Source organism: Scandinavium sp. M-37, assembly GCF_043558715.1.
GTDB classification, from domain to species: domain Bacteria; phylum Pseudomonadota; class Gammaproteobacteria; order Enterobacterales; family Enterobacteriaceae; genus Scandinavium; species Scandinavium vulneris_A.
The window spans coordinates 37740-52877 of record NZ_JBIGIN010000022.1 but is presented as its reverse complement, the minus strand read 5'-3'; the positions used below and the strand labels follow the sequence as shown (position 1 = coordinate 52877).

The window sequence follows — 15138 nt, the reverse complement described above, 5'->3', positions numbered from 1 at the left end:
CTACGTCTCGCCTTAAACCTCCGGTAACAACCCGACAAAGCTGCGTTTCTTACGCGGCTCCGACATCATCTCATCGAGCTTTTCCACACACGCCAGATAGTGCGATGTCTTCTTGTGCGCCAGCACCGCCGCCTCATCTTTATAGGCTTCGTAGATAAAAAACCGGGTCGCTACGTCCGGGTCCTGCAACACGTCAAAACGCACATTGCCCGGCTCGGTCAACGCCCCTTCATGGTTGGCGCGAAACACGTCGAGGAACTCGTCTACTCGTTCAGGTTTGATGTTGATCTCCACCAGCGTCACGTTCATGGCTGCTCTCCCTGTTTTTCTTCCTGCCAGAACTGATACGCCTCGCGAGCGCTCAGGTTCTCATGCACCACTTTTTTCACCGCTTTCAACATCGCCAGCGGCGCGCTGGACTGGAAGATATTGCGCCCCATGTCGACGCCGGATGCCCCCTGGTCGATAGCGCGCCAGCACATGTCGAGCGCCTCGTCTTCCGGCAGCTTTTTGCCGCCCGCAATCACAATCGGCACCGGACAGCTGGCGGTCACTTTTTCAAAGCCCTCTTCCACGAAGTAGGTTTTGACGAAGGTCGCCCCCATTTCTGCGGCGATACGGCTCGCCAGCGAGAAATAGCGCGCATCACGGGTCATCTCTTTCCCGACGCCGGTCACCGCCAGCACCGGCATTCCGTAGCGGTTGCCTGCGTCCACCAGTTTGATGATGTTGTTGATCGACTGATGTTCGTGCTCGCTGCCGATATAGACCTGCGCCGCTACCGCCGCCACGTTGAGGCGCAGCGCGTCTTCCATCGCCACCGCCACGCACTCGTTCGACAGCTCGCTCAATATCGAGTTACCGCCCGAGGCACGCAGCACCACCGGTTTGTTGGTCGCCGCGGGCACCTGGCTTCGCAGGATACCGCGCGTACACATCAGCACGTCGGTTTCAGCAAACAGCGGCGCAATCGACAAATCAATGCGCTCAAGCCCGGTGGTTGGTCCCTGAAAATAGCCGTGGTCAAACGCCAGCATCACCGTGCGGTTGCTGTGTGGATTAAAAATCCTCGCCAGCCGCGACTGCATGCCCCACTCCAGCGAGCCGCAGCCTTTCAGGGCATACAGCGCATTTTTCTGCGGGCGGTCGAGCCCGAAATCTTTCCCGTCTTTGATATCGTCTAAATCAGCCATTCTCCCCTCCCTCAGAAATCGTATTTGCCAATATTCTCTTTGGTGAAGACCACGCGTTCCGGCAGCAACACAATGCCGTTGCCCTTGGCCTCATACTGATAGCCCTGCACGCTGTTCGGCTCCACTTTGAGGTCACCGATATCTTTCACCGCTACGCTGTCACCCACGTTCAAATCGCCTTTTTTCAGCAGATGATTGGCCACGTTCACCGCGATGTTGCCCTGCTCGACCACATCCCACAGACCGAAGGCTTTCACCGTGCCGCGCTCTACGTAAGGCCGCATCACGTTTGGCGTGCTGAAGCCCACAATCGCCACGCCCTGGCGTTTAAGGTTTTCCGCCGCCTGTGCCGCCGCCGGTAACGCGTTGGCATCCGGGGCGATGATGGCGTCTAAATCCGGATAGGCTTTGAGAATGCCTTCGGCGGTTTGCAGCGATTTGGTGGCATCGTTATAGCCAAACTGGGTGGTCACCACCTGCCACTGCGGATGATCTTTGGCGATTTTGGCCTTCGCCTCTTTCACCCACTGGTTCTGGTCGGTAACGGTAGGGCTGGAGTAGAAGAACGCCACTTTGGCATCCGCTTTGGTGACCTGTTTGCCCGCCATGTCGACCAGTAAACCGCCGAGCTGTTGCGGTGTACCCTGGTTGATGTAAATGCTGCGGCATTCCGGTTTCGTGTCGGAATCCCAGGTCAGGACTTTCACCCCGCGCTGCATCGCGCGTTTCAGCGCCGGGCACAGGCCGTCTGGCGATACCGCCGAGACGATAATGGCGTTGTAACCCTGGTTGACGAAGTTGTTGATGAGCTGAACCTGACCGGAGACGCTCGGCTCAGTTGGGCCATCGTAGGTGACGTCTACCCCGAGCTGTTTACCCGCCTCTTTCGCGCCGTTACCGCCGCTGGTGAAGAAGCCGACCCCCACCAGTTTCGGGATAAAGGCGATTCTGTCCGCCGCCTGCACGGCAGCCACGCTCATTGCCAGCGCCAGGGCGCTCAGTTGCACACACCGTTTTGCTTTCATTTCATGCTCCGATTGTTTTGCGCGAAACCAGCCGACGCCACACCGTGCGCACCCCTTCACGATGCAGGCTCAGCGAACGTCCCATCACTACCACCACCAGCAGCGCCCCGGAGAGCGCACTCGACACCTGGTTGGGAATACCGACCATCTGTAAACCCTGTTGCAGATACCCCACCAACAGCGCAGCCAGGGCCGTACCGATAACCGATCCCGAGCCGCCGTAGATATTGGCCCCGCCGAGCACCGCCGCCGTCAGCGCGGGCATCAGCAAATCGCGACCTAAATCAGAACGGGCCGAACCGAAATAGGAGACCAGCACCAGCGCCGCAATGGCCGACGCCAACCCCACCAGGCCATACAGCACGTAAGGCATACCGTTGACCGACAGCGCCGCGTAACGCGCGGCGCGCGGGTTTTGTCCGAGTAAAAAGAGATGACGACCAAAGCGCCCGCGATGCGCGAGCAGCCAGAAGAAAAAGGTGATAACGATAAACAGCACCAGCGGGACCGGCAGGCCGAACAGCGTGAGATTGGCGAAGGCGGTGAAGCTGTCCGGGAAGCCGCCAATACCTTCGTAGCCCGTCGCCCCCGCCATGCCGGAAAGCAGCAGCGCCGCGCCGCCGTAGAGATACAGCGTGCCCAGGGTGATAACCAACGGGCTAATGCCGGTGTAATGGATCAGCGCCGCGTTCACCACCCCGCACAGGAGGCCCACCAGCAGGGTGAGCGGAATCGCGACGCTCATCGGCCAGCCCACCTGGGTCATCACCCCCAGTGCAATCGCGCACAGGCCGATGGTTGAGCCGAGCGAAATGTCGATCCCGCCGCTGATGATCACCAGCGTCAGCGGCAGCGCCACAATGCCGATGCAGATGAAATCGCTGGTGCTGAATAGCAGCATATTCACGTCGAGCATTCGCGGGTTGGCAGCGCCAAACAGGACGATTTCCAGCACCAGTAGTATTAGCAGCGCGCTTTCCCAGTTCAGCTTCATTTACGCCACCTCTTTGTTTTTACGCTTCGGAAACGGGGCGACGTGCGTCCCGCCTTTATTACCTGGCTGGAAACGGCTGTATTTCAGCGCGCGCTGATGGCGGGTCAGCGCCTGACGCAGACGTCCGTCGAGCACCAGCACGCCTAACAGCACCAGCCCGGCGATGAAATCGTTCCACCATGCCGGGAGCTTAAACAGCACCAGTACGGTGTCGATTTGGGTCAGGAAGAAAGCCCCGAGGAAAGCCCCCATCAGCGTGCCGGTGCCGCCGAGCAGTGAAACCCCGCCCAGCACGCAGGCGGCGATGGCTTTCATCTCCAGCCCGCTGCCGGTCTGATTTGGCACGAAACCGATTTGTGCGGCAAAAATAATTCCACCGCAGGCGGCGAGCATCCCGTTGAAGGTAAAGGCCAGCATTCGGGTGCGGTTCACGCCCACGCCGAGCTGGCGTGCGGCGGCAAGATTGTCGCCCACCGCATAAAAATCACGGCCAAAGGTGGTGCGCGCCAGTCCCCATACGCCCGCCAGGAGTAGCGCCAGCACCAGCCAGCCCAACGGGGAAATGCCAATAAAGGCAGGTTCAGACAGTGATTTCAGGCTGTCCGGCAGCCCTTCAATCCATTTGCCTCCGGTCCACAGCAGCATAATGCCGCGGTACAGCCCGAGCGTACCGAGCGTGGCCACAATCGCCGGAATGCGCAGCCCGACCACCAGCAAACCGTTAAACGCCCCGGCCAGCGCGCCAATGGCCAGCGCGAAGGCTATCGCCAGCGGCAGGCCGTACCCGCTGTTGAGCGCCACGCCGACGGCGATGGCACTCAGCCCCACCGTCGAGCCAACAGACACGTCGATATTGCGGGTCAACATCACCAGCGCGGCCCCCAATGCCAACAGGCAGAGGATTTGCGAGCTGGAAAAAATCATCGCCAGGGTTTGCAGGCTAAAGTACGCCGGATTGAGCGCCACCAGCACCGCGAACAGCGCCAGAATGGCGAGGAAGGCGCTGAGTTCGCGGTTTTTCAGCAACGTTTTCATACCTGCCCTCCAAAGGCTAAGGTCATCATCCGATCGACGCTCAGCGCCTGTTTCGCCAGTTCTCCGCTCAGTCGCCCCTGATGCATCACCAGTACCCGATCCGCCAGGCCTGGAAATTCATCGAGATCGCTGGAGATCATCAGTACCGCCACGTTTTGCGCCGCTACGCTTTTCAGCAGCTGATAGATATCCGCCCGGGCGGACACGTCCACCCCGCGCGTCGGTTCATCGACGATCAGCAACAGCGGATTAGCCTCCAGACAACGGGCCAGCAGCACCTTTTGCTGATTACCGCCGGAGAGCGTGCGTACCGGCTGATCCGCATCATTGAGCTTGATCCCCAGCGCCCGGTGATAACGCTCGACCACCGCCGCTTCGCGCTTATTTTCCTGCCACAGCGATGGCTGGTTGAACATCACCGTGTTCCAGCGCACCGGCGCATCGAGAAACAGGCCCGATACCTGACGGTCTTCCGGGAGATACACCAGGCCGCTGGCGAGCCGCGCGCGGGTGCTGTCCCCGCCTATCTCCCGATTTTCGAGCCAGATACGCCCGGCTCTCACCGGCCGCAGGCCATACAGCGTTTCGGCAAACTCGGTACGTCCGGACCCAACCAGCCCGGCCAGGCCGACGACCTCCCCGGCGTGGATTTCGAGGCTCAAATCGATGAACCCTTCCCCGGTCAGACTCTCCACCCGCAGCACCGGAAAATCCTGCGCCTGGGTGCGGCGGTTACCCGGCAGCGCCAGCCACAGTTTTTGCGTGTCGCTTAGGGAGGCGTCACGGCTGACCGGCGTCATGGCGGCGATAAGCTCAGCGTCAGTGTGATCTGCGGTGTTGCCACTGAGCACCACCGCCCCGTCGCGCATCACCGACACGTGGCTGGCAAGGGCGCGGATCTCCGGCAGCTTGTGGGAAATAAAAACAATCCCCACGCCGAGGGCCTGCAAGGCACGAACCTGGCGGAACAATCGTTCCGTTTCGCCGGGCGTTAAGGAGGCAGTAGGTTCGTCGAGGATCAGGATCTGCGCGTCACGCATCAGGCCGCGCAGGATCTCCACCATTTGCTGATCCGCCACTTCCAGGGTGCTGGCCGTGGCCTGCAAATTGAGCTGGCAGTTGAGCTGCTGCAATTTTTCCGTCAGCCTGGCGTCACTATCCTGACTTCGCGGCAGGCGAAACAGGATGTTTTCCCGGACTGTTAAATTGGGAAACAGCATCGGCTCCTGCGGCACCAGGTAGATCCCGAGCTGGTGCGCCTGACCGGGATTCAGGCGTGCAAACGCGGTGCCGTTGATCCGAAGTTCGCCCTCGTCCGGGGTTTCTACGCCAGCGACGATCTTCATCAACGTCGATTTTCCCGCGCCGTTGCCGCCCATCAGGGCATGCACCTGCCCGGAATAGAGCGTGAAATCAATGCCCTTTAGCACGGCGACGCCGGAGTACTGCTTGCGAATGCTACGGGCTTCAATCAGTGCCTTCATCGTCGCGCCTCGTTTGAACAAATGATTTTTAGATTTAATAATGTTCAAAAGCGTAGACCCTGAACTATATTTACAACCGTGCAAGGATCACAGTTTTCGTCTTTCGGGAAACCCGGTGCGGGCTGTCAGCAACGAAAGACTGGTTTTGCCAGTGACTTCACATTTTCTGTCCGCGCGACTGCGAACATATGATCTAGATTTTTATAAGAGTTCACTTTATGAGCGAAAAACGCATTACGGAAGAGAGCCGCTACGCCGGGCTGGCGCTGGCGGAAGAAGAACTGGTGGCCCGGGTGGCCTGGTGCTATTACCACGACGGCCTGACCCAGAACGACATTGGCGAACGGCTCGGCCTGCCGCGCCTGAAGATTTCGCGGCTGCTGGAAAAGGGGCGTCAGTCGGGGGTGATCCGCGTTCAGATCAACTCCCGTTACGAAGGCTGTCTGGCGCTGGAAACTGAATTACAGAAGCGCTTCGATTTGAAGATTGCCCGCGTACTGCCTGCCCTGAACACCTCGCCGATGAACGTCCGGCTCGGCATTGGGGCCGCACAATCGTTGATGGGCGTGCTCCAGCCGGGCCAGTTGCTGGCGGTGGGATTTGGTGAAGCGACCATGAGCTGTATTCAGCATCTGAGCGGGTTTATCGGTTCGCAGCAAATCCGCCTGGTGACCTTATCGGGCGGCGTCGGGCCGTACATGACCGGTATCGGTCAGCTGGACGCGGCCTGCAGCGTGAGCATGATCCCGGCCCCGTTGCGGGTGTCGTCCCCGGAAGTGGCGGAGATCCTGAAGCGTGAATCCAGCGTACGCGATGTGATCCTCGCGGCGGGGGCAGCAGATGCCGCCGTGGTCGGGATCGGCGCTATCGATCAGCGACGTGACGCGACGATCCTGCGCTCCGGCTACATCAGCGAAGGCGAACAGCTGATGTACGCCCGCAAAGGTGCGGTCGGCGACATTCTCGGCTATTTCCTGCAGGCCGACGGACAACGGGTGGAAGGGCTGGATATCCACCGCGAACTGCTTGGCGTGACGCTCGAGGAGCTGGCGCAGCTGCCAACCATCGTCGGTGTCGCCGGGGGAGAAGAAAAAGCGCAGGCCATTTACGCCGCCCTGGTAGGCAAGCGTATTAACGGCCTGGTAACGGAAGAGACAACAGCACGCGCGGTGCTGTCGCTGGCGGGTTAACCGCTGCGCGCCGCGCGATAACAGCGAGGCGCACGTCATGAGTTACCTTTTAGCGTTGGACGCAGGCACCGGCAGCATTCGGGCGGTGATTTTCGACCTTGCAGGCCGCCAGGTGGCGGTCGGTCAGGCGGAATGGAAACACCTGAGCGTTGAGAATGTCCCTGGATCAATGGAGTTTGACCTCGGCACTAACTGGCAGCTGGCCTGCCAGTGCATCCGCCAGGCGCTGGAGCGGGCGCAGCTCAGCGCCGCCGATCTTCAGTCCGTCGCCTGCTGTTCAATGCGCGAAGGCATCGTGCTGTACGACAGCAACGGCGAGGCCATCTGGGCCTGCGCCAACGTCGACGCCCGCGCCAGCCGCGAAGTCTCTGAGCTGAAAGAGATCCACGATTACCGCTTTGAATCCGAAGTGTATGAGGTGTCCGGCCAGACGCTGGCGCTGTCGGCGATGCCGCGCCTGCTGTGGCTCGCCCATCATCGACCAGATATCTATCGCAACGCCGCGACCATCACCATGATCAGCGACTGGCTGGCGGCGAAGCTTTCCGGCGAGCTGGCGGTGGATCCGTCCAATGCGGGCACCACCGGGATGCTCGATCTGTTCAGCCGTGACTGGCGTCCGGCGCTGCTCGACATGGCCGGGCTGCGAGCCGATATCCTGTCTCCCGTCAAAGAAACCGGCACCGTACTGGGGGCGGTAACCCAGCAGGCGGCGCAGCAATGCGGCCTGCGCGCGGGCACGCCGGTGGTGATGGGCGGCGGCGACGTGCAACTGGGCTGCCTGGGATTAGGCGTGGTAAGACCGGGGCAAACCGCAGTGCTGGGCGGTACTTTCTGGCAGCAGGTGGTCAATCTGCCGCAGGTGCGCACCGATCCGGAGATGAACATTCGGGTGAATCCGCATGTGATCCCCGGCATGGTGCAGGCCGAGTCGATCAGTTTTTTCACCGGCCTGACGATGCGCTGGTTCCGCGATGCCTTTTGCGCCGAGGAAAAGCTGATTGCCGACCGGCTCGGAACCGACACCTATACCCTGCTGGAAGAGATGGCAGGCCGCGTCCCGGCGGGATCTCACGGCGTGATGCCGATTTTCTCTGACGCGATGCATTTCAAGCAGTGGTATCACGCCGCGCCGTCGTTTATTAACCTCTCCATCGACCCGGAAAAATGCAATAAAGCCACGCTGTTCCGCGCCCTGGAGGAGAACGCGGCGATCGTCTCGGCCTGTAATCTGACGCAGATTTCGCAGTTCTCCGGGGTGAGCTTTGACAGCCTGGTGTTTGCAGGCGGTGGCGCAAAAGGCGCGCTGTGGAGCCAGATTTTGAGTGACGTGACCGGCTTACCGGTGCGGGTGCCGGAGGTGAAAGAGGCCACCGCGCTGGGCTGCGCGATTGCCGCCGGGGCGGGAGCCGGGCTGTTTCCCGACATGGCCAGCGCGGGTGAAAAACTGGTGAGCTGGAGCCGGGTGTTCACCCCTAATCGGGCGCACCGAGAGTTGTATGACGGCATGAAGGAAAAATGGCAGGCGGTGTACGCCGATCAGCTTGGGCTGGTCGACAGCGGGCTGACCACCTCGATGTGGCAGGCACCCGGGCTTGGGAAGCGTCCCCCGGCCTCACCCTAAAAACGGATCAGCGATTTCGCGCCAGTGAACATCGCAATCGCTGGCGCCGCAAAACAGACGATGACGCTGCCCATCGCGGGTTAAACCGCCGGGGAAAATCACATCGCGTAAGTCATCACGTTTACTTTCGCCTGCCGGGAGATCGGCTCTGCTGCAGATAATGCGCAGGGGCGTAGTTTGCCCACTCACAAAATTAAAGCGGAAGGCGGCGGCGTAATAATGGCGATCGCCAGCGGGATCAAAACAGGCGACGTGAGCCAGCACGCCGACCCACTGTTCATCAAGGACATGGGCCTCATTCACACCGCACCAGCTTTCATCTTCCAACTGTGCCAGCAATCTGCCCTGCTCCAGTCGGGACGAATTGAGTTCGTGCAGGCTGTTGAGGGTAAGCCAGCCAATTTTACCCCGCCCACCGACCGCGCCCTGCGGCCGGGTAAACACCAGGATCCGCTTATCTGGCAGTTGCAGCAGGCGAATATCTTTCATGCCCCACGGCCCCACGGCGAAGGGGCGTAACGAGAAGATCGATGTCCCCCGCCAGAATTGGGTCCGCCAGCGCCACCCGCTCCCGTCAGGATCGGCGGCAATCTCTACCCCGCCGAACACCCAACCGTCGTCGATGCGACAAATAAAGGGATCCTGCAAATCGAACGATGGCGCGTCTGCCACAAGCTGTGCGCTACCCGGGCTTTGCCAGTGAAAAAACCGTACCTGAGAGACTTCACAGTCCCGGGGTTCGACCCGGGCGGCGATGTACTGCTGCCCGCCTTCGTAAAACGGCGCAGTCGGGTTATAGACATCGCATCCGGTCACGCCGCTGAACGCCACCTTGCCATTCGCTCCCGCCTGTCATCGCAGGCAGTACTCACGATACAGTTGCCCGGTGGCGGTCAGGGTCATTTATGCCAGCTCCAGATGCTGCCACAGGGCGGCCATTGGCAGGGTCGCCAGGGCAATGCTTTCGTCCGCCGCGCCGTACCAGACATACAACGTCTGCTCGCGAATCAATGCCCCGCAGGTGAACACCACGTTGCCGAAAAATCCTTCCCGCTCATACGGGGCGGTAGGCTCCAGCAGCGGCGTGGCCGATTTGGCGAGGATCTGCGTCGGATCGTTGGCATCCAGCAGCAGGGCGCCAAGACAGTAGCGCTGTTGTGCATCCACCCCGTGGTAGATTTCCAGCCAGCCGCGATCCGTTTTCAGCAACGGCGCGCCGCCGCCGGATTTACGCACGTCCCAGGCGTCTCCAGACCGGCCCAGCAAATGCCGATGGTTACCCCAGTGCAGCATATCCGGTGATTCACAGATCCAGATTTCGGGATGTCCAAAATGACTCGGGGCCGGGCGGGTCAGAGCCATATACTTACCGTTGATGCGTTCCGGGAAGAAGCACACATCGCGGTTGTCCGGGCAGAAAATCAGGCCTTTCTTCTCGACGTGGACAAAATCCTCCGTGGTGGCCAGCGCGGTGGAAATCCCCAGCGGCGACAGCGCGGAGTAGTTGATATACCAGCTTTCGCCGATGCGGGTGATGCGCGCATCTTCACAGCCAAACTGTTCGTACTGGGTATCCGGGGTAATGAACGCTTGCTCATCGACGGTGAAGTTCACGCCATCCCGGCTGCGGGCCAGACGTAAATGTGACATCGACGTAAGCCATAAAACGGCCGGGTCGCTTTTCAGCCCAATCGTGCGCGGGTCACTGAAATCGTAGCGCTTATCCGCCCTGTCGAAGGTTTTTTCCGAGAGAAGCCACTCCCCGGCCTGCTGCGTTAAAAGCGGGACAACGATTTTGTCCGGCGTGGCGCTGAGAATACTTTCCGCAACGCGAACCAGCAGAAGGATTTCGCCGTTAACCTCGGCGACACCGGCGTTAAATACGCAGTCCACTCGCCAGCCGGGCCGGGAGGGTTTGACATCCGCCGGGGTGATAAGCGGGTTTTTACTGTGCCTTTCCATGAAAACTCCTTTTAATTACACACTGATTTTTCCCCAGCCATTCCGCATCTACCCCGTAGACGGTGTCCGCCGGGATCGCGTGCCAGGGATTCCTGACCGCGTCACCAAAATTAATCGCCACCCAAACCTGCTCCAGCGCGCATTCGCGCAAAAAATGGATCGCGTTTTTCTCCTGCGCCAGCAGCCGGTATTCCCCCTGTCGCAGCGCCGGGGAAGCGGCGCGGATCGCCAGCAAACGCTGGTATTGATGCCAAAGCGATGAGAGGTTTTGTTGTTGTTGAGCGATATTCACGGTCGCAGCATCGCCACACAGTGGCATCCATGGCGTGACCGTTGAGAAACCCGCATTGGGCAGGCTTTCCCACGCCAGCGGGGCGCGGGAGGCATCCCGCGAATGGCTGATGGCCTGTTGCAATGCATCCTCGCGGGAAGCACCGCTTGCCAGAGCCGAGCGGTACCACGACTGCCCTTGCACATCGTGAATATCGGTTTCAGTCAGAGGGACATAGTTTGATAACCCGGCCTCTTCGCCCTGATAGATAAAGGGCACGCCATCCGCCGTGAGCTGTAGTGCCGCCACCGCCGCTGCACGCGCGGTATCATGGGCATGTTCACCAAAGCGCCCGATCATGCGCGGCATATCGTGACTGGAGAAAAACAGCGTCGGCGGGCCGCTAAGCTGTTCACGCATCGCCTGAAGCTGGGTGAAGATGGCTTTAGCATCAAAGGTTTTCTGGCTGCCGAGATTAAAATTGAATACCACGTCCATCAGGTCATCGCGCTGGTAGCGTTGCAGCACGGCCAGCGATTCGCTGCCGATTTCGCCCACCAGAAAAGCGTCGCCACGTTCACGAATGTGGCGGCACAGACGCTGAAGCGTGTTCTCGATCCCCGGCTGATTGATGTCGTGCAGGTGTTCCTGCTCCCCGTTCGTTTCCGGGTTGTCTGCGCCCGGCCCGTCAGTGGTCAGAAAGTTGATCACATCGAAGCGGAAGCCGTCCACGCCCAGCGCCCGCCAGAAATCTACCACCTGCAACATCGCCTGTTCGACCGCTGGATTACGCCAGTTAAGGTCGACCTGTTCGGGGGCAAATTTATGGTAGTAGTATTCCCCGGTATCGGGCTCAGGCGTCCACGCACTGCCCGAAAAGAAGGATTGCCAGTTATTCGGCTTCGCTGAAAAAATAAAAAAGTCGCGGAAACGACTCGCGGGATTATTCCACGCGTCAATAAACCACGGATGCTGGGACGAGACGTGATTGAGCACCAGGTCAATGACCACGCGGATCCCCCGCTGATGGCAGGCCGACACCACGCGAGAGAAATCCTCTATCTGTCCGAAGCGCGGATCCACCGCACAAAAGTCACTGATATCGTAGCCGTTATCCACCAACGGCGAGGGGTAAAATGGCGTTATCCATATCCCGCCCACACCCAGTTCCGCAAGGTAATCCAGCTTCGACAGCAGCCCAGGGAAATCCCCAAGCCCGTCCCCGTTTCCATCGCAGAACGACGGCAAATACACCTGATAAAACACCACGTCTCGCCACCAGCGCTGAGGTTTCATTTACCGCTCCTTATTTCAATGACAGCGACATTCCCTGCAGGAAATATTTGCGGAAAAGAATGAACAGCATCACCACCGGTAACATTTGCAGTACGGACCCGGCCAGCACCGGCCCGAGATAGACGCCGTAGGATTTACTGAAGGTTGAGAGTAGGACCGAAAACGGCATTTTATCGACGTCGCGCATGACGATAAGCGGCCAGAGAAAGTTGTCCCAGGAGCTGGAGAAGGTGAACAGCGCCACGATGGCGAGGATCGATTTGTTCAGCGGCATCATCACGTGACGCAGGATGCCCCACAGGCTGGCACGGTCCAGTTTCGCAGCGTAGATATAATCATTCGGCGTGCCTTTAAAACTCTGCGAGACCATGAAAATTCCCCAGGCCCCCATGGCATACGGCAGGATCATCGCGCTGTAGCTGTTGATAAGCCCCAGCTCACGCATCAGCACAAACTGCGGAATGATGAACATAAAGGCCGGAAAGACCATTTGGGCAATCAGCAGATTTTTAAACACGCCCTTGCCGAAGAAATCGGTCTTCGCCACCGCATAGCCCACCAGCACGGAGCTCAACGTCACCGTGAGAGTGATGGTGAGTGAGACAAACAGCGAGTTACCCAGGGTGCGGAAAAACGGCTTATTGGCCCGCTTGCTGTTATCCAACAGGAAGCTGTAGTTATCCAGCGTCCAGTGGCCGGAGAACAGCGACTCGGTGTAGATCTGCGCGGTCGGTTTCAGCGAAGAGACGACCATCCAGATAAAGGGGTAGAGCCAGCTCACTGCCAACAGCAGCATCACAAGGTGAATAATCAGGCTTTGAGGCGTTAATTTTTGCATTCACACGATCTCGATATTTTTTTCGCAAAGGCGTCTGAACAGCCAGATAGTCAGAAAACTGCACGCCGCAACGATGACGGACATCATCGCCGCCCAGCTCGGTTTCATCTGCTGGAAAGCCACTTCGTACATCACCACCATCGGGCTGGTGGTGCTGTTCAACGGCCCGCCGCCGGTTATCAGGTACGGCTCGGTGAAAATGCTGAACGCGACGGTTATCGCCAGCACCATCACCATCACGATTTGCGGGTTCATCATTGGGACGGTTATCGACCACACCTGGCGAAAGCGCCCGGTTTTATCCAGCACGGCGGCGCTGTAAATATCTTTCGGGATAGCTTGCATCCCGGAGTAGAGGATAAGCCCGTAATAACCGACAAATTTCCAGGTCACGATCAGTGCAATAGAGAGCATCGCGCAGTCAGGGCTGGTAAACCACGGCACGGTGATGCCGAAGCATTCCCGTAAAAAGCTATTCACCGGCCCGTATTCGCTGAACATTTTGGAAAAAACAATCGAGTAAGCGACGCCTGACGAGATATTGGCTAACAGGAAACTTAGGGCAATAAACGCTTTTCCATAGCGTATCTTCTGCAATCCGGCGGCAAACAGCATTGAGGCAATAAAGACAATGGGAATGTAATAGAGTAAAAAGCGAAACACGTTGAGCATCGAACGCCAGAACAATTTATCCTGAATGACACCGATAAAATTCCCCAGCCCGATGAATGTAGGCGTGCCAATAAATTGCCATTGGGTGACGCTCAATATCAGCAGCCAAATTAAGGGATAAAACCAAAACAGTGCGGAATATCCTATCCACAGAGAGGCCAACAGGCCTCCCGTGCGTGAGTCACTTCTCGCCATCATGTTTTACCGTTGCAAGACTTGATTAATTTCGTTGCCCGACTGCTCCAGCGCGCTGGCAGGCTCTTTCTGATTGAAAATCACTTCCTCCAGCATTTGCGTCATGCTGCGCTGTATTTCGGTAGTTTTGGTGGTTGCCACCGGTGGCAAGGCCACGTCGACGTAAGCCGCAATCTGTTTTTCGACCGGGTTGCTAGCAAAATACGACACAAATAGTGGGTTAGTTAACAAGTCTGAACGGGCGGGCGGCATCCCGGTGGTTTCCAGCCACAACCTGTCGTTTTCAGCTTTGCTGAACACCCACTGCATAAAGGCCCAGGCCTCGGTTTTATGTTTGCTGGTGCTGAAAATCACCAGGCCTTTGCTATCGCCGAAGGTATACGGATGGGCTGAGGACGTTTCGGTCAGCATCGGGCCAATCTCAATCGTTTTCAGCACTTCAGGATACTGTTTACGGTAGCGAGCGATATCCCACGGCCCTCGGGCAGAGGCCAGAACCTGTCCGCTGGCCAGCGGGTCATCAGCAGAGGTGAAGTCGTAACTGCTCCAGCCCTGCTGAAAAACGTGCCCCATAAAGGCCAGAACTTTTTGTCCATCTGCGGTATTCATACTGGCCTTATTGCCGTCGAGATAAGACTTTCCCTCGCTCTGGGCGTAAAACAGCGGAATGAGATCAAACCAGCGTTCCCACCAGTTTTTTCCGGCTGTCAGTTGCATCACATAACCGTTGTTATCCGCTTTGCGCAGCGTCGCCAACCGATAAAGATCGTCATAGGTCAGTGGCACATGGTCGTAACCGTATTGCTTGAGCAGGTCACCCCGCCACCACCAGACAATCGGATTCACGTATATGGGTAGCACGCTTTGGTGACCGTTAATTTTCCAGGCGGGCATGAGGGCAGACATTTTTCTTTCCTCAATCAGCGCATCAAAGCCGGGCAGCGTCGCTAAATCTTCCACCAAACCCTGTTCAGTGAGTTGGCTCGCGAAGCCAATAAAAATATTGCTGGAAATATCCGGTTCTGTGCCTGAGGCCAGGGCATTCATTATCGCTTCTTCGGAACTGCTGGCTGCGGGAATAGGGGTAAATTCTATCGGGGTATGAGTGGGATCCGCATTCCACTCTTTGACTATTTTGTTCCAGAAGGCTTCTTCATTTTCATTCGGCGCAACCCACATTTTCAATGCCGGGCGGCTGTTTACACTTTCTTTTTTCTCATCTGGACCACAGCCGATAAGGGTTGTCGTAATAAAGACAACCAAACTCCATTTAATAAACGAGCGTATATTCATGACACCCTCAATGTTAATTACTGTGTTTTATTATTTTCAATCTCAGATATTGAACGACGAGGAGAG

The 15138-nt window shown here is 58.2% G+C and carries 14 protein-coding genes; 2 read left to right on the top strand and 12 right to left on the bottom strand.

Going from position 1 to position 15138, the window contains the following annotated elements; all coding sequences use genetic code 11:
- Positions 1-12: 12 nt before the first annotated feature.
- The 6 genes from lsrG to lsrA are packed head-to-tail and all read right to left on the bottom strand — an operon-like array spanning position 13 to position 5731.
- The gene (gene lsrG / locus ACG0Z5_RS16145; protein WP_394449158.1) at positions 13-309 is read right to left on the bottom strand and encodes a (4S)-4-hydroxy-5-phosphonooxypentane-2,3-dione isomerase; all 297 of its coding nucleotides are present in this window, start codon (positions 307-309) and stop codon (positions 13-15) included.
- The gene (gene lsrF, locus ACG0Z5_RS16140) at positions 306-1193 is read right to left on the bottom strand and encodes a 3-hydroxy-5-phosphonooxypentane-2,4-dione thiolase (protein ID WP_394449155.1); all 888 of its coding nucleotides are present in this window, start codon (positions 1191-1193) and stop codon (positions 306-308) included. Before lsrF ends, lsrG begins: the two co-directional genes overlap by 4 nt.
- An 11-nt stretch (positions 1194-1204) precedes the next feature.
- Positions 1205-2218 carry an autoinducer 2 ABC transporter substrate-binding protein LsrB gene (lsrB, locus tag ACG0Z5_RS16135; protein ID WP_394449152.1) on the bottom strand — a complete coding sequence of 338 codons (1014 nt, stop codon included), beginning with the start codon at positions 2216-2218 and terminating at the stop codon, positions 1205-1207.
- Position 2219: 1 nt separating this feature from the next.
- Positions 2220-3212 carry an autoinducer 2 ABC transporter permease LsrD gene (gene lsrD, locus ACG0Z5_RS16130; protein WP_394449150.1) on the bottom strand — a complete coding sequence of 331 codons (993 nt, stop codon included), beginning with the start codon at positions 3210-3212 and terminating at the stop codon, positions 2220-2222.
- The gene (gene lsrC / locus ACG0Z5_RS16125; RefSeq protein ID WP_394449147.1) at positions 3213-4247 is read right to left on the bottom strand and encodes an autoinducer 2 ABC transporter permease LsrC; all 1035 of its coding nucleotides are present in this window, start codon (positions 4245-4247) and stop codon (positions 3213-3215) included.
- Positions 4244-5731, bottom strand: coding sequence for an autoinducer 2 ABC transporter ATP-binding protein LsrA (gene lsrA / locus ACG0Z5_RS16120; RefSeq protein WP_394449144.1), 1488 nt, complete (start codon positions 5729-5731; stop codon positions 4244-4246). The genes lsrC and lsrA overlap by 4 nt, the downstream gene beginning before the upstream one ends.
- Before the next feature lie 218 nt (positions 5732-5949).
- Here lsrA and lsrR point away from each other — a divergent pair, with 218 nt between their 5' ends.
- Positions 5950-6921 carry a transcriptional regulator LsrR gene (lsrR, locus tag ACG0Z5_RS16115; RefSeq protein WP_394449141.1) on the top strand — a complete coding sequence of 324 codons (972 nt, stop codon included), beginning with the start codon at positions 5950-5952 and terminating at the stop codon, positions 6919-6921.
- Between the two features lie 37 nt (positions 6922-6958).
- Positions 6959-8545, top strand: a complete 1587-nt coding sequence (gene lsrK, locus ACG0Z5_RS16110; protein WP_394449138.1) for an autoinducer-2 kinase — start codon at positions 6959-6961, stop codon at positions 8543-8545.
- On the opposite strand, the gene ACG0Z5_RS16105 is transcribed toward lsrK, so the two are convergent.
- From ACG0Z5_RS16105 to ACG0Z5_RS16080, 6 genes are all read right to left on the bottom strand, one after another.
- Positions 8537-9376 (bottom strand): DUF1861 family protein, encoded by an 840-nt coding sequence (locus tag ACG0Z5_RS16105; protein ID WP_394449135.1) that lies wholly within the window; start codon positions 9374-9376, stop codon positions 8537-8539. The genes lsrK and ACG0Z5_RS16105 overlap by 9 nt on opposite strands.
- A 72-nt stretch (positions 9377-9448) precedes the next feature.
- A complete protein-coding gene (locus ACG0Z5_RS16100) occupies positions 9449-10507 on the bottom strand; it encodes a glycoside hydrolase family 130 protein (protein WP_394449132.1) in 1059 nt (352 codons plus the stop codon).
- Positions 10491-12074 (bottom strand): alpha-amylase family glycosyl hydrolase, encoded by a 1584-nt coding sequence (locus ACG0Z5_RS16095; RefSeq protein ID WP_394449129.1) that lies wholly within the window; start codon positions 12072-12074, stop codon positions 10491-10493. Before ACG0Z5_RS16095 ends, ACG0Z5_RS16100 begins: the two co-directional genes overlap by 17 nt.
- Positions 12075-12084: 10 nt before the next feature.
- A complete protein-coding gene (locus tag ACG0Z5_RS16090) occupies positions 12085-12912 on the bottom strand; it encodes a carbohydrate ABC transporter permease (RefSeq protein WP_394449127.1) in 828 nt (275 codons plus the stop codon).
- Positions 12913-13779: a carbohydrate ABC transporter permease gene (locus tag ACG0Z5_RS16085; protein WP_394449215.1), complete on the bottom strand. Its 867-nt coding sequence runs from the start codon at positions 13777-13779 to the stop codon at positions 12913-12915.
- Positions 13780-13785: 6 nt separating this feature from the next.
- Positions 13786-15072 carry an ABC transporter substrate-binding protein gene (locus ACG0Z5_RS16080; RefSeq protein WP_394449125.1) on the bottom strand — a complete coding sequence of 429 codons (1287 nt, stop codon included), beginning with the start codon at positions 15070-15072 and terminating at the stop codon, positions 13786-13788.
- Between the last annotated feature and the right edge of the window lie 66 nt (positions 15073-15138).

Excerpts from the sequence above, each read along its gene's own strand:
- lsrF (WP_394449155.1), bottom strand. The coding sequence starts at position 1,193 with ATGGCTGATTTAGACGATATCAAAGACGGGAAAGATTTCGGGCTCGAC.
- ACG0Z5_RS16080 (WP_394449125.1), bottom strand. The coding sequence starts at position 15,072 with ATGAATATACGCTCGTTTATTAAATGGAGTTTGGTTGTCTTTATTACG.
- ACG0Z5_RS16100 (WP_394449132.1), bottom strand. The coding sequence starts at position 10,507 with ATGGAAAGGCACAGTAAAAACCCGCTTATCACCCCGGCGGATGTCAAA.
- lsrA (WP_394449144.1), bottom strand. The coding sequence starts at position 5,731 with ATGAAGGCACTGATTGAAGCCCGTAGCATTCGCAAGCAGTACTCCGGC.
- lsrB (WP_394449152.1), bottom strand. The coding sequence starts at position 2,218 with ATGAAAGCAAAACGGTGTGTGCAACTGAGCGCCCTGGCGCTGGCAATG.
- lsrD (WP_394449150.1), bottom strand. The coding sequence starts at position 3,212 with ATGAAGCTGAACTGGGAAAGCGCGCTGCTAATACTACTGGTGCTGGAA.
- ACG0Z5_RS16085 (WP_394449215.1), bottom strand. The coding sequence starts at position 13,779 with ATGGCGAGAAGTGACTCACGCACGGGAGGCCTGTTGGCCTCTCTGTGG.
- ACG0Z5_RS16090 (WP_394449127.1), bottom strand. The coding sequence starts at position 12,912 with ATGCAAAAATTAACGCCTCAAAGCCTGATTATTCACCTTGTGATGCTG.
- lsrG (WP_394449158.1), bottom strand. The coding sequence starts at position 309 with ATGAACGTGACGCTGGTGGAGATCAACATCAAACCTGAACGAGTAGAC.
- lsrK (WP_394449138.1), top strand. The coding sequence starts at position 6,959 with ATGAGTTACCTTTTAGCGTTGGACGCAGGCACCGGCAGCATTCGGGCG.
- lsrC (WP_394449147.1), bottom strand. The coding sequence starts at position 4,247 with ATGAAAACGTTGCTGAAAAACCGCGAACTCAGCGCCTTCCTCGCCATT.
- ACG0Z5_RS16095 (WP_394449129.1), bottom strand. The coding sequence starts at position 12,074 with ATGAAACCTCAGCGCTGGTGGCGAGACGTGGTGTTTTATCAGGTGTAT.
- lsrR (WP_394449141.1), top strand. The coding sequence starts at position 5,950 with ATGAGCGAAAAACGCATTACGGAAGAGAGCCGCTACGCCGGGCTGGCG.